Annotated in this window: 22 protein-coding genes; 10 read left to right on the top strand and 12 right to left on the bottom strand. The window is 45.8% G+C overall.

All coding sequences use genetic code 11. The features are described from left to right. Positions 1–45: 45 nt before the first annotated feature. The 4 genes from NDI35_RS06600 to tmk form a co-directional block, all read right to left on the bottom strand. Entirely contained in the window at positions 46–882 is an 837-nt protein-coding gene (locus NDI35_RS06600; protein ID WP_445312018.1) for a metallophosphoesterase, read from the bottom strand. A gap of 553 nt (positions 883–1,435) precedes the next feature. After that, positions 1,436–1,909 (bottom strand): peptide-methionine (S)-S-oxide reductase MsrA, encoded by a 474-nt coding sequence (gene msrA / locus NDI35_RS06595; RefSeq protein ID WP_445312017.1) that lies wholly within the window; start codon positions 1,907–1,909, stop codon positions 1,436–1,438. A 27-nt stretch (positions 1,910–1,936) separates the two neighbouring features. Further along, positions 1,937–2,899: a DNA polymerase III subunit delta' gene (locus tag NDI35_RS06590; protein ID WP_445312104.1), complete on the bottom strand. Its 963-nt coding sequence runs from the start codon at positions 2,897–2,899 to the stop codon at positions 1,937–1,939. A 242-nt stretch (positions 2,900–3,141) separates the two neighbouring features. After that, positions 3,142–3,810, bottom strand: a complete 669-nt coding sequence (gene tmk / locus NDI35_RS06585) for a dTMP kinase (RefSeq protein ID WP_445312016.1) — start codon at positions 3,808–3,810, stop codon at positions 3,142–3,144. A 105-nt stretch (positions 3,811–3,915) separates the two neighbouring features. Here tmk and NDI35_RS06580 point away from each other — a divergent pair, with 105 nt between their 5' ends. After that, entirely contained in the window at positions 3,916–4,263 is a 348-nt protein-coding gene (locus tag NDI35_RS06580) for a hypothetical protein (protein WP_333066630.1), read from the top strand. Positions 4,264–4,460: 197 nt separating this feature from the next. Here NDI35_RS06580 and NDI35_RS06575 read toward each other — a convergent pair whose 3' ends face one another. Continuing rightward, positions 4,461–7,073 carry a heavy metal translocating P-type ATPase gene (locus NDI35_RS06575; protein ID WP_445312015.1) on the bottom strand — a complete coding sequence of 871 codons (2,613 nt, stop codon included), beginning with the start codon at positions 7,071–7,073 and terminating at the stop codon, positions 4,461–4,463. Between the two features lie 301 nt (positions 7,074–7,374). Here NDI35_RS06575 and NDI35_RS06570 point away from each other — a divergent pair, with 301 nt between their 5' ends. Then, a complete protein-coding gene (locus NDI35_RS06570; RefSeq protein WP_445312014.1) occupies positions 7,375–7,560 on the top strand; it encodes a DDE transposase family protein in 186 nt (61 codons plus the stop codon). A 317-nt stretch (positions 7,561–7,877) separates the two neighbouring features. Here NDI35_RS06570 and ctpC read toward each other — a convergent pair whose 3' ends face one another. Then, positions 7,878–9,233: a carboxyl-terminal processing protease CtpC gene (gene ctpC, locus NDI35_RS06565; RefSeq protein WP_445312013.1), complete on the bottom strand. Its 1,356-nt coding sequence runs from the start codon at positions 9,231–9,233 to the stop codon at positions 7,878–7,880. 325 nt (positions 9,234–9,558) lie between these two features. Then, positions 9,559–10,779: a (E)-4-hydroxy-3-methylbut-2-enyl-diphosphate synthase gene (gene ispG, locus NDI35_RS06560; RefSeq protein ID WP_445312012.1), complete on the bottom strand. Its 1,221-nt coding sequence runs from the start codon at positions 10,777–10,779 to the stop codon at positions 9,559–9,561. A gap of 337 nt (positions 10,780–11,116) precedes the next feature. On the opposite strand from ispG, the gene NDI35_RS06555 reads away from it, so the two are divergent. The 8 genes from NDI35_RS06555 (at position 11,117) to NDI35_RS06520 (ending at position 15,549) form a co-directional block, all read left to right on the top strand. Beyond that, positions 11,117–11,533, top strand: a complete 417-nt coding sequence (locus tag NDI35_RS06555; RefSeq protein WP_445312011.1) for a Pepco domain-containing protein — start codon at positions 11,117–11,119, stop codon at positions 11,531–11,533. A gap of 1 nt (position 11,534) precedes the next feature. After that, complete coding sequence (locus NDI35_RS06550; RefSeq protein ID WP_445312010.1) at positions 11,535–12,995, top strand: GUN4 domain-containing protein; 1,461 nt, start codon at positions 11,535–11,537, stop codon at positions 12,993–12,995. Between the two features lie 57 nt (positions 12,996–13,052). After that, entirely contained in the window at positions 13,053–13,463 is a 411-nt protein-coding gene (locus NDI35_RS06545) for a hypothetical protein (protein WP_445312009.1), read from the top strand. Beyond that, a complete protein-coding gene (locus NDI35_RS06540; protein WP_445312008.1) occupies positions 13,463–13,945 on the top strand; it encodes a type II toxin-antitoxin system HicB family antitoxin in 483 nt (160 codons plus the stop codon). The genes NDI35_RS06545 and NDI35_RS06540 overlap by 1 nt, the downstream gene beginning before the upstream one ends. Then, positions 13,932–14,156, top strand: a complete 225-nt coding sequence (locus NDI35_RS06535; RefSeq protein WP_445312007.1) for a hypothetical protein — start codon at positions 13,932–13,934, stop codon at positions 14,154–14,156. Before NDI35_RS06540 ends, NDI35_RS06535 begins: the two co-directional genes overlap by 14 nt. Positions 14,157–14,277: 121 nt before the next feature. Then, entirely contained in the window at positions 14,278–14,526 is a 249-nt protein-coding gene (locus NDI35_RS06530; protein WP_445312006.1) for an AbrB/MazE/SpoVT family DNA-binding domain-containing protein, read from the top strand. Continuing rightward, positions 14,520–14,876 (top strand): type II toxin-antitoxin system PemK/MazF family toxin, encoded by a 357-nt coding sequence (locus tag NDI35_RS06525; RefSeq protein WP_445312005.1) that lies wholly within the window; start codon positions 14,520–14,522, stop codon positions 14,874–14,876. The genes NDI35_RS06530 and NDI35_RS06525 overlap by 7 nt, the downstream gene beginning before the upstream one ends. Before the next feature lie 169 nt (positions 14,877–15,045). Further along, a complete protein-coding gene (locus tag NDI35_RS06520) occupies positions 15,046–15,549 on the top strand; it encodes a DUF2243 domain-containing protein (protein WP_445312004.1) in 504 nt (167 codons plus the stop codon). 97 nt (positions 15,550–15,646) lie between these two features. On the opposite strand, the gene NDI35_RS06515 is transcribed toward NDI35_RS06520, so the two are convergent. The 5 genes from NDI35_RS06515 to NDI35_RS06495 form a co-directional block, all read right to left on the bottom strand. Next, positions 15,647–15,829, bottom strand: coding sequence for a DUF4351 domain-containing protein (locus tag NDI35_RS06515; RefSeq protein WP_445312103.1), 183 nt, complete (start codon positions 15,827–15,829; stop codon positions 15,647–15,649). A gap of 298 nt (positions 15,830–16,127) precedes the next feature. Continuing rightward, a complete protein-coding gene (locus tag NDI35_RS06510; RefSeq protein WP_445312003.1) occupies positions 16,128–16,574 on the bottom strand; it encodes a Uma2 family endonuclease in 447 nt (148 codons plus the stop codon). Then, positions 16,575–16,820 (bottom strand): hypothetical protein, encoded by a 246-nt coding sequence (locus NDI35_RS06505; RefSeq protein ID WP_445312002.1) that lies wholly within the window; start codon positions 16,818–16,820, stop codon positions 16,575–16,577. 192 nt (positions 16,821–17,012) lie between these two features. After that, on the bottom strand, positions 17,013–18,491 hold the full coding sequence (locus NDI35_RS06500) for an MlaD family protein (protein ID WP_445312001.1): 1,479 nt from the start codon (positions 18,489–18,491) through the stop codon (positions 17,013–17,015). Positions 18,492–18,591: 100 nt separating this feature from the next. Further along, positions 18,592–19,374 carry an ABC transporter ATP-binding protein gene (locus NDI35_RS06495; RefSeq protein WP_333157025.1) on the bottom strand — a complete coding sequence of 261 codons (783 nt, stop codon included), beginning with the start codon at positions 19,372–19,374 and terminating at the stop codon, positions 18,592–18,594. Positions 19,375–19,407 lie beyond the last annotated feature (33 nt).

Raw genomic sequence — 19,407 nt, 5'->3', positions numbered from 1 at the left:
GCTATATTATCTATTATCGGGAAAGTATGCACCCTAAACCCGCCTTTACGTATCTTGACAAACCAAAGTAATTACTGTCACCTCCGGGGGACAAAATAGCCTTCCCGGCGCATAAGTCCCCAAACCGCGATTCACGTACAGCAAATTACTCCCAACCTGATGCAAACCGCTAGCCCATTCCCAGTGAGTAACTACTCGATCGCAAGCCGACAGCAAAGGAATGAACTTTCGGATTCGTTTAGGAATCAAATAGCCAATTTTTCTGACCCAAGCGTACAAAGGGCCGATACCGGGAATAACGATTTGACCGCCGTGAGTGTGCCCAGACAACTGCAAATCAATCCGCCAATTTTGCAGCTTTTCAGCAGTATCAGGATTGTGAGACAAGACAATCCGAGGAATCGCGGGATTTATTGATGCCATTACAGGTTTAGGCGCAAAATCGCCCGACCAAAAATCTGCTAACCCAACTAAAGCCAATTCTGACCCCAAAGGATAGATTGCTTCGTTGTACAAAACCCGAATCCCGACGCTATTTAAAGCATTAGCAACCTCTGTTTTTGCCCTCGGCCAATAGTGGTCGTGATTGCCCAAAACCGCGTAAATTCCCGTCCGAGTTTGCAAATTTTTCAATCGCTGCACTAAGGTGTAAATAGGTGCGGGATCGTAGGTAATAAAGTCACCGGTTAAAAAAATCAGGTCGGGTTCAGCTTCATTGGCCGCAGCAATCGCCTCTTCTAGCAACCCTTCCGACAGCCGCACCCCGTCATAGTGAAAGTCAGTAAGCTGTACAATTTTAGTACCGGATAGATTTGCTGGAAGATTAGCGATGGGTATTGTTAAATATTCTATTCGCAGTTTCCCAGTTAATAACCTGTGCATAAATCTAAAGTTTATTGATGACAGAGCGCCACCTCTAACTTAGCAAATAAACAAGCAAGACTGCCAAACAAGATATTCTTCCCTTTTCCTTGTGTCATCTGACTAATAACTAAAGTCCGGGACGCAAAAAGTGGGATTTCCTCAAGAGAATTGAAACAGAAATGCCCAATCTTCAGTTAGGCTTTCTTGCAAAATTGTTTGGGTCTTACGCGCCCAACTACTACAGCATTTTTATAATATTATGACTTGCGTAACAAGCTGTTTAAAACGCGATCGATCTTCTTCAGACTGGCATTCCCCGCCCCGCATCTATATTCTTTTGCTAATTTTCCAAGCTGAGACTTGTGCCACATCCCCATCGAATCGGGATACCACGGGGGGATTGCCACTACCAAACACTATTTCATGACCAATGATTTATTACTAAGTAAATGGAAATAAACATGGTGTGGGGGAGGCAGAGTTTTACATTAATAATAAACTGGCGGCTAGTAGAGATCATTGCCTTACCTGCCCCTACGATATCTTATTTTTTGTCGAGTTTGCCTACTTGTTAACTAATAACTTGTGACGAAAGCCGCTTCTTCTCAATATACTGCTGGTGGTAATCCTCTGCCATATAAAATTCACCAGCAGGTTTGATTTCGGTGGCAATATCTTTGTCGTATTTACCGGAAATTTGCAATTTTTGTTTGGAGAGGCGCGCGGCTTTTTCTTGTTCGGAATTGTGATAAAAAATCACAGACCTGTACTGTTCGCCTCTGTCGGGGCCTTGGCGATTGATTTGGGTAGGATCGTGACAGTTCCAGAATACATCTAGCAGTGCTTCGTAACTCACCTGCGATCGATCGTACTCTACGAGCACTGATTCAGCGTGACCGGTGACTCTGGCGCAAACATCCAGGTAACAGGGATTCGGCCAGTGACCTCCGGTGTAGCCCGCAGCAGTCGAGACGACACCCGCAACGGCGCGAAACTTGTGTTCAACTCCCCAAAAACAACCTGCTGCAAATGTGGCTTTTTCCATCGTATTGCGCTCAAACTCGGCACTAGATTATGCTTGACATATTCCCATTAGTGTGCATTCCCAAACTAATCGCGGCTGTACGTAGTTTAGCAAATATTGTCGTGCTTTTTCCAAGGGTTCTAAGGGCGATCGACTAATTCCTCCTGCCAAAAATTGCTGCCAGTAACAGTGTTGTAAATAATCGATCAACCACAACTGAGATTCAGTATCTAAAGTTTTATCAATTTCCTTGGCCAATTCCAAAGCAGACCGCAGGTTTTGAGGCAACTGCTTCACCTTTTGCAGCAAATCATCGGGTATTGATTGCAGTTGTTGCCAAATAGAAATTGCCTCCCCAGGACTTCCCTGAGCCATTCCCATTACCTCGGGATGATCTAAAATCTCCGCGAATCCCGCTTGCTGCAAAACTTGTGCCATTGCTTCGGGATTCAGCCGAGAAAACTGGATTTTTTGACAGCGGGAAATTAAAGTCGGCAGCAAAGCTTCCACAGTCGGAGCAATTAAAACGAGCGCTGCTTTTCCAGGTTCTTCCAATGTTTTCAACAAGCCGTTAGCTGCTCCCTCACCCATTGTTTCTGCTTGTTCCAAAACTACGACTGAACGCGCAGCTTCTAGCGGCGGTCGGCTGAGAAAATCACCGATTTCTCGAACTTGTTCTAAGCGAATTTGTGGCGGTGCCTTCCGCTTTAAACCGGCTTCCTCTGCTTCCTTTGGCGTAAGCCGTTTGCCTTGGCTCATGTAAGTTGGTTCTACCCAGAGTAAGTCTGGATGATTGCGCTGCCGCACGCGATTTTGGACGGAGGCTATGAGTCGGGTTTCGGGAAGATTGGCTGAGAATAAAAGCTCGATGAAAGACTGAGCAGCTAAACTTTTGCCGATGCCGTTAGATCCGACAAATAAATAACCAGGAGCAATTCGGTTGCGCTCGACTGCTTGTGTTAGCAATTCTACTGCTTGCTCTTGTCCGATTAATGATGTGAAATAATTCATGTTGGCGGAAGAAGGAAGTTCGGCAACGAGCAATGTACGGGATGTAACGGATGAAGGATGAAGGATGAAAATCTAGGGTTTTAGCAATTAAGTACATCCTACCCGTCGGCGCGGCTACTATAATACCAAAAGGTTATTGTGGTTTAAGGGACTGCTCAATAATTGTTTTGAGTTAAGAATGTTAAATTGTAAGTTCTTGGAGCCGGACAGGGCATTGCCGTGTCTCTACACACGATCTAGCGCTATTTTTCAGAAGAGGTATTATTTAAATATCCCCAAGCTTCTAACCTGCTAGTTACAATAGTTTGAATTTCCTGAGCGACTTCATATTCAGGGCGATCGGCATTTATCCGGACAATTCGAGATTTATTTTCCTCGGCTAACTCCGCAAAACCTTGCTGTACAAGGCGGTGAAACTTCAAATCTGCTTGCTCGATCCGATCGCACCCTCCCCTGGTCCTTACCCTCGCCAAACCCGCCTCCACATTAATATCCAGCCACAAAGTCAGATCGCTTTCCAAGCCGCCGGTGGCAATTTCATTCAAATGCCTAATTAAATTTAAGTTAAGACCGCGGCCGTAGCCCTGATAAGCAATCGTAGAGTCAGTAAAGCGATCGCATAAAACAATCGTTCCCTTGGATAACTCGGGTTGGAGAAAAGTTTCGACGTGTTGAGCGCGATCGGCAGCGTACATGAGTAATTCTGCTCGATCGGATACAGATTCGCCCCCATCTTGTTTCAGCAACAAATGTCGCAGTCCCCTTCCCAGCTCAGTACCCCCCGGTTCGCGAGTAGCCACCAAGCGGACTCTCAGACAGCAACTTGCTTGCAGGAACTGTATCAAGCGCTGCATTTGCGTAGTTTTACCGCCACCTTCAACCCCCTCAAACACGATAAGTTTGCCCTTCATTGCCCTAACTTTCCACCTAAATAAAATAAATCCATATTGTTCTGTTCATCTGTTCTAGGTTCGGTATGATAATAAAGTCTAAATGCCTCACGGCTGGAGTTGTCTATGGCTCGCTATACTGGTTTTTTTATCGTTGCCGTTCCGATCGACCGTCTCCGTCAATCCCTGATTGAAATTTTAGAGTCATGCAATCTTGATATTATCTACAATACAGGAGATTCCGTCATGGCTCGCGAGCTTCCCGGTCAAGTTTCCCTTGCCAAACTTGTCACCGCAGAAGTCCTAATTGAGAAAAACACGGCCAGCGACTCAGAGGTTCGCATGAACTTCGTGATTAAAAACGAAGAACTGCCCCTGCAAACCAACAACCACTGCCGTCAAATGTTCGAGCTAGTGAGTCGTTCAATTATGAACAACAATAACTGGCGACTTTTGGAAAGTATGGCACTGTAGCCATCAGTCAGTCGATTTTACATTTTAGATTTTAGATTGACTCCACAGATGAATCAGGGGGTTCTAACTAACGTGGAAACTTCTTGGCTCTCGACTCCTGGTGTGAGGGGTTTGTCTCCCTCTTGGGAGGAGGTCATTAGTCATTAGTTTCTAGCTAATGACCGATGACCTCCCACTTTTATGTGCAATCCCTAAATTTAAGCTCGAAATCCGCGTCGCAGCAGCAAAGAATTTGTAACAACGCTAACAGAACTAAACGCCATAAATGCTCCTGCCGCCGCAGGACTCAGTAGAATTCCGGTTGCAGGCAGCAAGATACCCGCTGCCACCGGAATTCCCAGAGTATTGTAACCAAAAGCCCAAAATAAATTTTGGCGAATCTTATTAAAAGTAGCGCGCCCCAGCTCGATCGACTCAACAACATCCATCAAAGCATTTCGCATCAGCACAATTTGAGCAGTTTCAACTGCGACATCAGTGCCGCAGTGCAAACCGATACCGACATCAGCTTGAGCCAAAGCCGGCGCATCATTGATGCCATCCCCCACCACAGCCACTTTACAGCCTTGGGCTTGCAAAGTCGCGATCGCCCTCGCCTTCCCCTCCGGCCGCACCCCGGCCAAAACATCAGCCGCCGCCAAACCTAGCTGCTGCGCCGTCGCCGCCGCCGCAGACGCCGTATCGCCCGTGAGCATCATCACCCGCAATCCCATGCCCCGCAAACGTTCCACCGCCGCCTTAGCATCCGGCCTCAGAGTATCTTTTAGCCCGATTACCCCCAGCAAAACGCCCCCAGAAGCCACGTAAACCGCCGTTTTGCCTTGCAAAGACCCCGACAATTCCGTCGCCACAGCGACCCCCTGCTCCATCATCCACTCAGCATTCCCCGCGAACACCCGTCGGCCCTCCACCAAAGCAGAAACCCCGAATCCCGGTTCCGTGCAGAAATCCTCAGCAGCTAGCAGCGGCAAACCTTGTTGTTGAGCTTCCTGCAAAATCGCTGCGGCGATGGGATGACAAGCGCCCCTTTCCACCGCCGCCGCAATTTGCAGCAGTTTTGAGTCAATTGTGGAACAGGCATCTTGCCTGTTTCCAGAAAATCCATCAATTGTGGAACTAACATTTTGTTTCTCTCCAGAAACCCCATCAATTGTGGAACAAACATCTTGTTTGTCTCCAGAAAAGCCATCACTTGTGGAACAGGCATCTTGCCTGTTGCCAACATTAATATCTGAGTTCAAACCCAACTCAGAATCCTGGAAAATCGGCAAATAATCTGTGAGTGTGAGATTTCCGGTTGTCAGAGTGCCAGTCTTGTCAAAAACCACCGTATCTAATTGATGCACCCGTTCTAAAACATCACCACCGCGAATTAAAAGCCCGCGCTCCGCCCCGATGCCAGAACCGACTAAAATTGCCGTTGGGGTAGCCAGTCCCAAAGCGCAAGGACAAGCGATGACTAAAACTGCGATCGCCAATTTCAAACTTAAGAGCAAAGGCGATTGATAATGGATAATTGGCAATTCATTTCCCATATTCATTGCCCCGTGTCCCATATCCATTGCCCCGTGTCCTAAAAGCACAGAAGGCCAAATATGAGTCCCGGCAAAATACCAAAATAGGAAAGTTAAAACCGATATCGCCATTACCCCATACACAAAATATCCCGCCACAGTATCAGCTAAATTTTGAATCGGCGCTTTGCGAGTTTGGGCTGCCTGCACCAAAGCCACCATTTGAGCTACAGTTGTTTCCTTACCGGTGCGAGTTGCCCGCATCACAACTGCCCCTGATTTATTGATAGTTCCGGCGGCAACTGTATCTCCTGGTTGCTTCAAAACCGGCATCGATTCGCCAGTCAGCATCGACTCATCTATTGTTGTTTTGCCTTCGCAGACTTCACCGTCTACCGGTATTTTTTCCCCTGGCAAAACTTGCAGCCATTCTCCGACTCGGACGCGATCGGCGGGAATTTCAATGTATTGTGGATCGTAGACCTCTGATGTCGAGTTTAAAGGCAATTCTTCCGATCGCACATCTAAAGTCGGGAGTTTAAAATCAACTAAGCGGGCTTTCGCCGGTTGCAATGCCATTAAAGCTTGCAAAGCTGATGCAGCGCGGCGTCTGGCTTGCTGTTCGAGAGTTTTGCCCAACAAAATAAAGCCCAGCAGCATCACCGGTTCGTCAAAAAAGCACTCCCATCCCATGCGTGGAAACAGCAGGGCCGCGTTGCTAGCGGTGTAAGCTGTGACAGCGCCTAAAGCTACCAAAGTATTCATGTTGGGTGCATTTCGCCACAAACTGCGGCACCCGTCAACGATAATCGGGCGGCCCGGTAGCAGCAAAGCTAGGGTGGCGAGTCCCCAGTGAAACCAAATATTGCTGAGAATTGGGGCTTTTGTGCCGAGTACGTGACCTAAACCGGATAGAATAATTAGGATAAGGGCGATCGTCAATTGCTTGATTTGCTGTCGAATTTCTTGCCGCCGTCGTTCAATTGTTGCCGCTTCTGCTTCCCACTGATTTTCACCTGAACGAGACTGAGACGGAAATCCATTATCAGTCAACTTTTTCGCTAAAGCCTCTGCATCGACAGCCCCCGGTTCACACTCAACCGTCGCGACTTCTACGGCCAAGTTAACGCAAGCTGAAATTACGCCTGAATATTGCATGAGTTGGCGTTCCACAGCTTTCGCGCAGCCGGCACATTTCATCCCCCCGACATCGAAAGTAACAAGTTCAGGCGGTGATTCGTTAACTGGTAAGATTTCTGGTTGAATTTCAGGGATTGTTTTGGGCAAAAATTGCATGGTTTTTTTTGGTATTGATTAGAATATTTGGGTGCTTTTCAAAGGATTTAATGCACTGTTTAGACAAATGTCTATATTTTGATCATAGATAAATATTGTGGCATCTTCCAAAAGTGTTAGTTTTTTTTAATTCTTATTAGTTGCCGACGGTTAAACCCGCATTCCGGCAGGGGTTTCAACTACTGTAGGACGGCGAGTTTAATGCTAAGACACACTTGGGAGAGGGCAGTGCCGTTTCCCGATTTGATATAATGAGCGAATTGGTTAGTTAGTATCGAGCTTTTATTTCACGAATTGATCTATGACAGCCACACCAAAATTTTATATTGTCAAACGTCCTGCGGGGAATTGCGAAATTTTGCCGATCGCCCAACTCGAACAACAAAACCCCAGTATTATTGAAAAGTGGGGCCCTTATGATTCTGCCGAAGATGCCATTGCCCGCCGCATCGGATTAATTCGCGCCGGCAAATGCCAGCCGCAATGACGAATTACTATTACTTTCCTCCCCATCGCGAAAGCTAACGTGATATCAAATCTGTTAGCATCGGAATTCTTCAGATATTTCTTCTCTTCCTCTGCGTGAATCAGCGTCAATCCCTTGTCATCTGCGGTTAATACATTCTCTTTTTTTACCGCAGATGAGGGCAGATTAACACAGATTAACGCAGATGAATTATATAAATTTCTGTTGCACCGGACGCATTGCAAAAAATACCGAAGCATTCGAGTTTAAAATCTTGGCTTTTAGCCCTAAATCTTCCCCCGAATGCTTGTTTTCAACTGAAACCCCACACAGGTTTTCTACTTTGATTTAGAAGGTGCTGCACTCGGTTTTGCTTGCGCTGCATTTGGTTTAGGTGGCGCTGCATTCGGTTTCGACTCCGCCTTATTGTTCCCTGTTTTACCAGTAACTTGCTGTGTCAAAACTTCCATAGCTTTTGCGTACTGCGGATCGGCCGTCGTAGCGATTTTATCGCGATCGCGCCTCAATTCCTGTTTTTGAGCCTCGGTGAGTTCTACCTTGAAATCCGGTTCAATCCCGGCCTTGTTGATATCAGTGCCCTTGGGAGTAAAATACTTGGCAATTGTCACTGCCAAACCGGCACCATTTCCCACGCCGCGTACTGACTGAACTAAACCTTTACCAAACGTCTTTGTTCCCACTAAAACCGCGCGTTTGTTGTCTTGCAAAGCACCGGATAGAATCTCGCTAGCACTTGCGGAACCGCCATCTACCAGTACAACTAACGGTTTGTCTGTGAGCTCTGCCTTATTTGCCGTTTGTTTATCGGCCTCACCGATTCGATCGACCGTCGAGACGATCGTACCTTCTTTGAGCCACATCCGAGCAATTTCAATACTTCCGTACAGCAACCCGCCGGGATTGGAACGCAAGTCTAAAATATAGCCCGTTACCTTTTTCTGTTCCAAATCCTTAATTGCCGATCGCATTTCCGATGCAGCATTCGCACTGAACTGATTTAAGCGAATATAGCCGACTTCTCCGATCGGAGTTTTCTGCACCGACTTCCGCACGGGATGAATTTCAATTTTAGCGCGTTTCAGCTTAAATTCTAATTCCTTGCTTCCCCGCAAAATAGTCAGCGTCACTTCAGTATTCACCTGACCGCGAATCAAACTTACCGCTTGATTCGTATCCATGCCTTCTGTGCTCTTGCCATCTATCTTAGTAATAATATCTTTTGCCAGAATACCAGCAGTAAAAGCAGGGGTATCTTCGATCGGCGAAATCACCACCAACTTCTTAGTTTCCTCATCTTGAGTCAACTGAATCCCAACTCCTGTCAGTTCCCCAGAAGTTTCAACCTGCATATTTCTGAACTCTTGAGGGTCCATAAACCGCGTATAAGGATCATCCAGCTTCTTCAGCATTTCCCGAATTGCTTTGTAAGCTTCGTCGTCGCTGGTATAAGTCCGGTTCAAATAATCATTCCGCACCGCTTTCCAGTCAACCTGGTTAAAAGTGCCATCAACATAACTTTTGTCAATAATTTGCCAAACCTCATCAACTAACTCTTTAGGGCTTCCCCTAAAAGAAGCCAGAGATTTAGAACTGCAACCAGTGTTCGCAAGAGTTACGGCAGTGAGTACCACCGCTGCTGCACTTAGAACAAGCCCTCGTTTTGTTATAACCATTTGTGTGACGCGCGGGAGGAAAAGAGTTCAGAATAATTACGCTCAATCTAACACAGGCAAGGCCGGCTCGCGTTTGGCCTACATATATTATTCCACTTTGCCGACTTCTGCGGTGTCAACTTAAGACTGAAACCCTCTATCTCTTTCGTTTGTATCAAAGTCTCGATCCCCCTAAATCCCCCTTAAGAAGGGGAGTAGGGGTTGACTTTGAGCGTTATTGTCCCCCCTTAACAAGGACTTTGAGCGCTCTTGTCCCCCCCTTACTAAGGGGGGTTAGGGGGGATCTCCGGGTTTAAAAACACGCATTAGGAGCGATCGACAGCAATTAAGGATCAACCCAGCGATCGTCCGATTTAATCAAGTCAATCAATTCTGCCACGCCTCGGTCTTCCGGCACCTTCTTAATTTCTTCCCGGCCCCGGTACAGCGAAATATAACCCGGTTGCTTGCCGACGTAGCCGTAATCAGCATCAGCCATTTCTCCGGGCCCATTGACAATACAGCCCATTACTGCTATATCCAAACCCGTGAGATGCTTCGTCGCCTCTCTCACTTGGTGTAACACTTCCTCTAAATTAAACAAAGTGCGACCGCAGGAAGGACAAGCGACATACTCAACCATCGTTTTCCGCAGTCCCAAGGCTTGCAGAATGCTGTAGCAGACGGGAATCTCCTTTTCTGGGGCCTCTGTCAGCGAGACGCGGATAGTGTCGCCAATACCGTCAGCTAACAAAGGTGCGAGGCCTGCGGTGGATTTGATGCGGCCGTATTCGCCGTCTCCTGCTTCCGTGACGCCCAAATGCAGCGGGTAATCCATGCCGAGTTCGTCCATCCGGTGCGCCATCAAGCGGTAAGCAGCAACCATCACCGGCGCGCGGGAGGCTTTCAGGGAAATTACGATATTTCGGAAGTCGAGGGATTCGCAAATTTTGATGAATTCCAGGGCGGATTCTACCATGCCTTCAGGCGTGTCGCCGTAGGTAAACAGCATTCGTTCGGCGAGGGAACCGTGATTAACGCCGATTCGCAAAGCTTTGCCTTGGTCGCGCAGGGAAATCACCAGAGGTTCCAGGGTTTCGCGGATTTTTTCGCCAATTTCCGCGAATTCGGCGTCGGTGTATTCGGTTCTGTCGGCTTTCGGCTTCTCGAACACGTAAAGTCCGGGATTGATTCTCACTTTGTCTACGTGTTTGGCCACTTCCAGGGCAATTTTCATGCCGTTGTGGTGGACATCGGCCACGAGGGGCACGGGTTGGTAGGTGGCGTGCAGTTTTTGCTTGATTTCGGCTAAAGCTTTGGCGTGGGCCATGCTGGGCACGGTGACGCGGACGATTTCGCAGCCAATCTCGTGCAAGCGCCGAATTCCGGCGACTGAACCGTCGATGTCGAGGGTGTCTTCGTTAATCATCGACTGTACGACGATTGGGTAGCCGCCGCCGATGGTCACGCTACCGACTTTGACTGGCCGGGTTTTGCGGCGTTTGATGGTGGTGTCGAAGGTTGGTTCGGTGGTGGGGGTTTTAGTGGGGTTCGGCAGAGTTTGCATAACTGGTTGCTAGTGTTCTGTAATTAGAGTTTATAAAATTGTGTCTGCTGTTTTTTAGGTTTGCACAGAAAGGGTCAGTTTGGGCAATGAGGTTTTGGGATTTAGGATTTTTGATATAAGTACGATCGAACTTGTATGTCACATTATGTAGTTTTGGGCGTAAGGGCGAGCGATTTTTTAGTATTAAAATTTAACATTCCGGGCGGGCAAGATGCCCATTCCACAGATGAATCCGGGGGCTTGTTTAACAGTTCATAAATTTCAGGTAGAATAGAAAATTATTGTGGGCGATCGCATTTAGCAAAAATATCTCGATAGTTTGGAGTCTTAAACACTTATGCCAGATGAAACGATTAGGATTGTGACCAGCGATATTCCGGGCGAGTCGCCTCAAGTCGTTACTGCTGATGGTGGCAAAAGTCTGGGAATGGGGGGAGCACCTTTCTTGGATATGGAACCACCGTCAAATTCTTCTCAACGGCCAAAAGTTCCCGATGCCACGGGTGAATTTAGAATTCATAATGTCAGTGTAGAGACATTAGAACAAGAAATGGCTCATTTGCTGGCAGTTGTCGATCGACTCCTAATCCGCAGTGAAGAGAAGCGCGCTCGCAAGTCTAAGATGGAGTTAGAGGAAATTGAGCTATCGGTGGAAATTAACGGTCAGGGACAAATTAGCATCATCGGTAACGGGGCCGCAGCGGGAGGAAAAGGAGCGATAAAGCTCAAGTTTAAACGGGAACAATCAAAGTGAAATGGCGAAAAATTGGGCTGTTGTTATAGGTATTAATGAATACGATCACCTGCAACGTCCGCTGAAATATGCTAAGCGGGATGCAGAATTAATCCGGGATTTTCTCTGCAATGAGGCGGGATTTGAGAAAGTTTACCATTTCTCGGAAGACTCATCGGACAAACAGTTGCTGCCTACTAGATCGAACGTGATGCGGTTGTTACACCTTATGTTTGAACGGCCTTTTATGAGTGCGGGAGATAACTTTTGGTTTTTCTTCAGCGGTCACGGAGTTCGTCAAAATGGGTGCGATTATTTGATGCCGACTGACGGTTTTCCCGAAGATATTGCAAATAGTAATATTTCAGTTAATTTTATTATCCAACGCTTGCGACGCTGCGGGGCGGATAATATTATTTTGATTTTGGATGCTTGCCGCGATGAGGGAAAGTCAGTTGAGGGGATTGGCCGTCAAACCGCTGAACAAGCGCGGCAAATGGGAGTCATCAGCATTGCTTCCTGTAGTCCAAATCAGATATCTTATGAAATTGAAGATTTACAGCAAGGTGTTTTTACTTGTGCGTTACTAGAAGGATTGGGGACTCAAGGTAAATGTGCGACTGTTGAACGATTGAATCAATATTTAATCCATCGAGTACCCGAACTCAATCGCCAATGTGGGAAACCCAAGCAAACACCTCTGACTATTGCTGAACCTATTGAAAAATCTCACCTAATTCTTTTGCCGAAATACGCAACTATCGCTGATATCGCTATGCTTAAGAATGATGCTTACAGAGTTGAAGTCAACAATAATCTAGAATTGGCAAAACAATTGTGGATTCGGGTGTTAGCTGCATCTTACGGTCACGATATGGAGGCTGTGGAGGCAATAGAAAGAATTGCTATTTCACAGAAACAACAAGGATCTCTACCAGATCAACCGAGTTCGGAAAATCGTGCTAAAACCGAAAAATCCCCTCAACCTGCACCTCCTAATTCTACTTTTATTGAGCCGGATGCTCCCCTCAAGTCAGAACGCGGACTAGACTACACTAAGTTGCGCGATTTACTGGCAACTGGAGAATGGCAAGAGGCGGATGAGGAAACGGCTAAAAAAATGCTGGAAGCAGCGGAGAGAACAAAGGATAGGTGGCTCAGAAGTGAAGATATCAATCGATTCCCCTGTGAAGACTTACGAACTATTGACCAACTTTGGGTAAAATACAGTAACGGACGTTTCGGCTTTTCGGTGCAGAAACGCATCTATGAAAGTCTGGGAGGAAGCAGAGAATATGATCAGAAAATTTGGGACGCTTTTGGCGATCGGGTAGGTTGGCGTGTAAATAACATATGGTTGTACTACAACGAGCATAAATTTTACACCCATGCACTAGGGGGGCACTTCCCGGCGCGTGGTAGGTGGTGGGGAGGAAGAAGGGGGTGGTTATTCTTCTCTCGCGTCGAGACTTGTAGAGTATAACATCTAAGGATTTCATAATTTTGTTGGCTATAGATAGATTAAAGCCACTCGAATACAATGTTAGAAAAAGGTGCAAAAAGTGGCAGACCTTTCAATCCCTCGAAAGCTGGCGGAAAGATTCTCAACTTATCTTATCAAAATGTTAAAATTACTGATAAAGGCGTTGCCTTGGTTGAAGCTCATGTTCGCAGATTTAATCCAGTTGGTGAAGCTGAGCTAAGAATGGTTGAAAGGTTAAGAAGTATCACCACCCAAACCCTTGTAGCTGAGCCTGTTGATTTACGGTTTTATACTCACGAGTTACGCGAGTATCTCAGGTATAAAAAGCTTGGCTACCCAACTGGACAACCCGCTGACCCGGATGAGGCTTATGAACTTTGGAACAATGCTCACACAGCTACTCTTGAAGATTATAAATTAAAAGAAGGATTCGGCGTTTTATTTCATCCGAGCGTAGAGGAATTTTGATGAAAAACCTAACTCAATTAACCCAGCTTGAATTAGTGCTGCTGGAATTAGTAGCTAAAGGTCAAGGAAAGTGGAGTTGGTACGAACTCGCGAATGCACTTTCCCGTCGAGATGTACCGCGAGAACCTGACATGATGGTTGTCTTAAAAAAACTGGCTGCTGATGGCTTGGTTAAACGATATGTAGAAACAAATTCGCCTCGCGACAGATGGGAATTGACGCCAGAAGGGTCTATGGTGTTGGCAAACCCAAAAGCAGATAGTCAAAGCAGAATTATACGTTATGCAATTGCCATCCAGAAATCAGAAAGCAATTATTCTGCTTATGTTCCAGATTTACCCGGATGCGTAGCAACAGGTACAACTATCGAGGAAGTCGAACAGCAAATTAAAGCAGCCATAGTTTTTCATTTAGAAGAGTTGCGTCAATCTGGTTCGTCTATTCCTGAAGCCAGGACTTTATGCAAATATGTTGAAGTTTAACTTAGAAACACAATTTGTAGTTTGCATTAACAATCAAGACTATCAAGCATCCTTGGAAGTGCGAAAAATTTATCGAATCCTACCCGATAATCGCGCTGCGGAACATCAATTTATCCGAGTTATTGATGAGTCCGGCGAAGATTATTTGTATCCAGCCGCATATTTCGTGCCGATTGAATTGCCGAAAGCCGTAGAAGCAGTATTTGCATAGACAAAGGTTATGTAAGGGCGGATTCACCAACCTCTATGTTTATAAACAGCAATCTCAATAAACCCGCCGCGCCCAATATTGTGTTACAATAAATAAACCTGAGTGTTAACATCGCAAATGTATGACAGCCCAAATACACATCAGCAAATTAGGTAATTCCTTGGCTTTGCCAATACCAGACTACATAGTAAAGTTTCTCAACCTTAAAGCCGAAGATTCAGTAATTTGCAGCATAGAAAATGGGAAACTGGTCATAGAGCCTGTAAATAATAAAATATCAAAGTATACCCTAGATGAATTATTGGCAGGCGAAATAGAATCTAGCGAAGAAGTCTCTTGGGGAAAACCAGAAGGAGAGGAAGTTTGGTAAACTATATCCCCGAACGAGGTCATTTTATTCGCCTCAATTTTGACCCTCAAGCAGGACACGAACAAATGGGGACTAGGCCTGCACTGGTTGTGAGTCAAACTAAATTTAACCAAAAAATGGGGTTTGTGTTCGTCTGTCCCATTAGCAACACACAACGCAAAAATCCGTTTTATGTTCCCATTCCCGAAGGTGAAACGATAACAGGTGTAATTATGACGGATCAACTCCGTTCTTTAGATTATCGCGCAAGGCAAGCAAGTTTTCTTAGTGAATGTCGCTCAGATATAATTGAGGAAGTTTTGAGGCGAATTCAACCTATTTTGTTTGAGAATATGACGGTTGATGAATAGTTAATCAAATTATAAACTAGATTTGTAGTTGGCATTAAGCATCAAGAGTATCTAGAAATCTCTCTCGCGGATGATGCGATCGCCCTTCCTCCCCAGCAAAACTACAAAATGTACTGGCAAATCCCTTCACAGACCCAGGCTCAGCATTTAAATCATCGGAGGTTTTCCATTGGACGATCGCACAAACTCACCGGCCACCGCTGTTAACAACCGCCGACCTCTAATTATCGCAGGAATTCTCCTCGGTATCGGTCAAGCAGGCTTTTTTGACGGCATTGTGCTGCACCAACTCCTCCAGTGGCACCATATGTTTAGCAGCGTTAAAACCGATGCTACTGTTGCCGGTTTAGAATTAAATACCCTCGGAGATGGATTGTTTCACGCTGCGGATTGGTTGGTAACACTAGCGGGAATCTTCTGTTTGTGGAGTGCTGTGAAGCGCAAAGATGTTCCTTTGTCAACTCAAACTTTTTTCGGTTCCATATTAATGGGTGCTGGGTTGTTTGACTTTGTTGAAGGCATTGTTGACCATCAAATTTTGGGAATCCACCACGTCAAACCCGGTATCAACGAGTTACCTTGGGATTTAGGATTTCTCGCTCTCGGTCTTATTTTAGCGTTTTTAGGTTGGATGCTGGTACAGAAGGAAGTTCCCGCAGATACTAAAGTTTAAATGAATGCAGAGATTGAGAATTATACCAAATTCGCGTTAAAAATCCCCGATGAGGCTCGACCGTTTCAACCGTTGAGTATCTTTTTAACTCATCATTTCATCCAGCAGCCGACTCCAACCAGACCATCAAATCCTCTTGACTCCTAAAATCCAACAAAGCTTCTGGCAAATCATCTAACTGTTCTGCAGATAATCCCTGGATGTGAGTGTGAACTTCCAGTGTAACATCACCCACCCGTCGCACGATCGGACGCATAATTAATCCTATTTCCCCCTCAATTTTACCCCTTTCGATTCCCTGTTCGATGTTCTCTTCACTCTAGGATCTTTGATCTCTTGGAAGTGCTGAACTAAACTTTTTTGAATACACCCGATATCTGCCACTTCTGTTAGTTTTATCTCAGAAGGAAAATTTTTCTGAGCATCGGCAGTTTTGTTGTTAAAGCCTTGAAACATATAGGGTATTTTTGAGATTTTCAACTACAGTATTACTGTCATCTCACTGATCTGTGTTAGGAGTCAAGTGTGCTGTCTACACAGTCTCTTATGCTTATTTTGTTAACTTTGTCAAGTTCATATTATACCAAATTAGATGAGCTTACCCTGTGTTCCACCCGTTCGGCACCCCACTGCAGCAAATTGGCCTTCTCATCCCACCAGCGCAACCAATAATCGGTTCTCTGAGATTTTTCACCTTCCCAAACCCCCAGAAATAAACCCATTGATTCTATCCATAATCGCTGATTAGCATCCGGTTCTTGCAACTCATATTCTCTCGATGTCGAGAGTCTGTACACTTCCAATACTCCCGATTTGGGTTCAAAAATTACATAAATCGGTACTTGCAAAATTCGCTTATAAAACCGCCACTTGCCGTAAGGATATGTCGGTTTATTTGAATATTCACTGCCGTCTGTATCCGATAAAAATTCCATCCCTACAGCAGGTACTTCTCCCTCAGCATTGGGCGTATAACTACGGCGAACTTCTCCTGGTTCTGCTGGCAATACCGAGGGAACGAACACCTAATCTGGTGCTTTTACTACTGTTTTGTCGTTAACTTTGGCACAGAGTCCAAAATTGGAAGCTATTAGCATTGAAGCTAGGATAAATCCTGCCATATCCAAGGCTTCGCCCAGGGCGGCGGCTAAAAGTGGTTGGTCGATGTTTTCCACAGGATCATCTGGTAACTTAAAGTCATCTGGCAATTTTTCCCAAGTTATATTATACTGGCTTTTGCTTGCGTCCGGTTTCGATAAAGTTTGCGTCATTGGTTTTGCTTGTTTCGATAAAAAGAGTTTTTTTTAATAACATTTGGACAATAAGTTTAAAGCCTGGTGCGAAAGGCGCACCTTATTAACTAGCTGTAATGGGGGTGTGTATTGGGCTGGTTACTAACTAGAGTAAATCGCGAATTTTGGGCAATTGCAGTTATTCAATGATAGCCTCTTTTAATGGGTATTTTATGGCTTTACTGGTTCTGCTGATCTGGCAGTTTGAGAAGGTATAACAGGCATTTTTTGCGGCTTGTGCAAGCTGGGAAATCCCGGCTTTACTGATTGATTTCTGGCAATTGTACTCTCATTTACTTTCTCAGAAAGAGGAGCTAATGTTTGAGTCACTTTAACTTGCTGTCGCAGTTGTTCTGTCGAACCCAACAAACCTCCTAATCCGTTGAATAACCTGCGAATATTGTTGCGGAAAGCCGGATCTCCTGTCAAATCATCCACGTCGGAAGTAATTTTCTGCACGTTCTGAAATGTAGCTCGTGCAGAATCTAGAGTTTGCTGCAATAATAGTAAAGTGGCGGGATTGTTTACCTGGCTGGATAAATCTCGCAAATTACCCGAAGCTTGGGCAGCATTCGCTGATAAAACTTCTAAATTGTTCAGCAATTGTCCTTGGTTGATTCGATTAATTGTCGGACTTAAACTGCTGACAGCTACCCGCAGTTCTTGACTGCTTTGATTGATGTTATTCAGAGTTGAGACTAAACTGGCGCGGTTGGTTGCGACTAAAGAATTGAGTTGATTGGCTGTTAATGTAACTTGATTGGCTGCTTGAGTTACTGAATTAGCAGAAGTTATTACAGCGGCAGATACGGCTTTTGTGGAAGTGTCCGCCGTAGCTGCGACTTTAGAAACATCAGCGGCTACTCCTGAGATTTCCGCTTTTAATGATTGATTTAAACTGGTTGCTTCTTCTTTTAATGATTGATTTAAACTGCTTGCTTCTCCCTTTAATGATTGATTTAAACTGGCTATTTCGGTTTTGACCGATTGATTTAATGTCCCAAGATCTTCCCTGACAGATTGATTTAAATTTTTGATTTCTGCTTGGGCAGTTTGAGTTAAATTCGATAAATCTTGAGTGAGTTTAGCGGCACCTTTAGCTGTGCTGGCTGTATTCTCTGCAAGTGATTTAATATTGTTGAACAGCGCGGGGTCAGTGTATAAATTAGCTAGGCGGACTGTGGATCGAATAAGTTCGTCGATAGTGACTCCTGCTTGACCTTTTAAGCGCGAATTTTGGCAGATAATCTCTGGGGGACAGTCGGCACTAACGGGATTGGCGGTAAGTAACGATTCTGGCAAAATCGAGTTGGGGGTAATGTCGATCGACGATTCGCCAATTAAACCGGATTTATTCGCTTCGATGGTAACATCCCTGGGAATCACTAAAGTACCGGGGGCAATCTCCAGCGTCACGTCTACGCCGTTGGAACCCGGTTTGAGGGCGGTAATTTTACCGACTGCAACCCCACGATATTTGATGGGCGTGCCTATTTGCATTCCTTGGGCGCTGCCAAATTCTACGGCGAATTTGTAGCTGCGGTTCCCTAGCTGTACGCCCCGCAGCCAGAGCACTAAGCCGCCAAATAAACCGATTCCTACTAAAATTAAGAACCCGACAGAACCTTCTCTTACAGTTCGCGATCGCATATTTTCTCCTCAGTCATTGGTCATTGGTTATTAGTCGTTAGTCATTGGTCATCGGTCATTTCAATCTAAAATCTAAAATCTAAAATCTAAAATTGGCTGACTATCCAAGCGCTTGAATTGGCCCAGTAACACTGCCGCTAAAAAATTGTCGGATCAGTAAATTATCTGTCGATGCAATGTCATTGACAGTTCCCTCCCACTGCACTTTGCCTCGATAGAGAAATACGATGCGATCGGCAGTGCGGCGGATGGTACTGTCTTGGTGAGTGACGATCGCATAAGTGCTGCAAACACCTTGGGCCGCCTGCAAGTCCCTGATTAAATCTTCAATTACCGTCGAAGCAATCGGATCTAAACCCGCCGTCGGTTCGTCGTACAGCAAAACCTCTGGATTATCCCTGTCATTATCAGGATTCGCCATGATAGCGCGGGCAAAACTTACCCGCTTTCGCATTCCCCCAGACAACTGCGCCGGATAGCGTTCGCCAATTCGCGGCAAACCCACCATCTCCAACTTTTCCTCCACCAATTCCCGAATGCGGCGGCGCGGCAGCTTAGAATGCTGGTAAAGTAAAAAACCGACATTCTCCTCCACCGTCAGCGAATCAAACAAAGCCGCTTGCTGAAACACCATCCCAATTCCGATCGGATCTGCCACGTCGTCCACCCATCCGACCCTGCGCTGTCCCTGAACAAAAACCTCACCGGCATCCGGGGCCAACAAACCCGCAATTATCCGCAGAATCGTAGATTTCCCCGTCCCGGAAGGGCCAATAATTGCCAGGGCCTCTCCCCGATAAATCCTCAGATCGACTTGATCGAGGATCGGGTTCTGGCCGAAGGACTTACTTACCCCCTTGAGTTCGATTAGTGGCTCAGCCATAGGATGTTATCAATAAGTTGTCAGTCCTCAGTC

It is taken from the genome of Microcoleus vaginatus FACHB-2002 (assembly GCF_040004035.1).
GTDB classification, from domain to species: Bacteria; Cyanobacteriota; Cyanobacteriia; order Cyanobacteriales; family Microcoleaceae; genus Microcoleus; species Microcoleus vaginatus_C.
The sequence above is the reverse complement of the archived record's forward strand: the minus strand, read 5'-3'. Positions and strand labels throughout refer to the sequence as shown.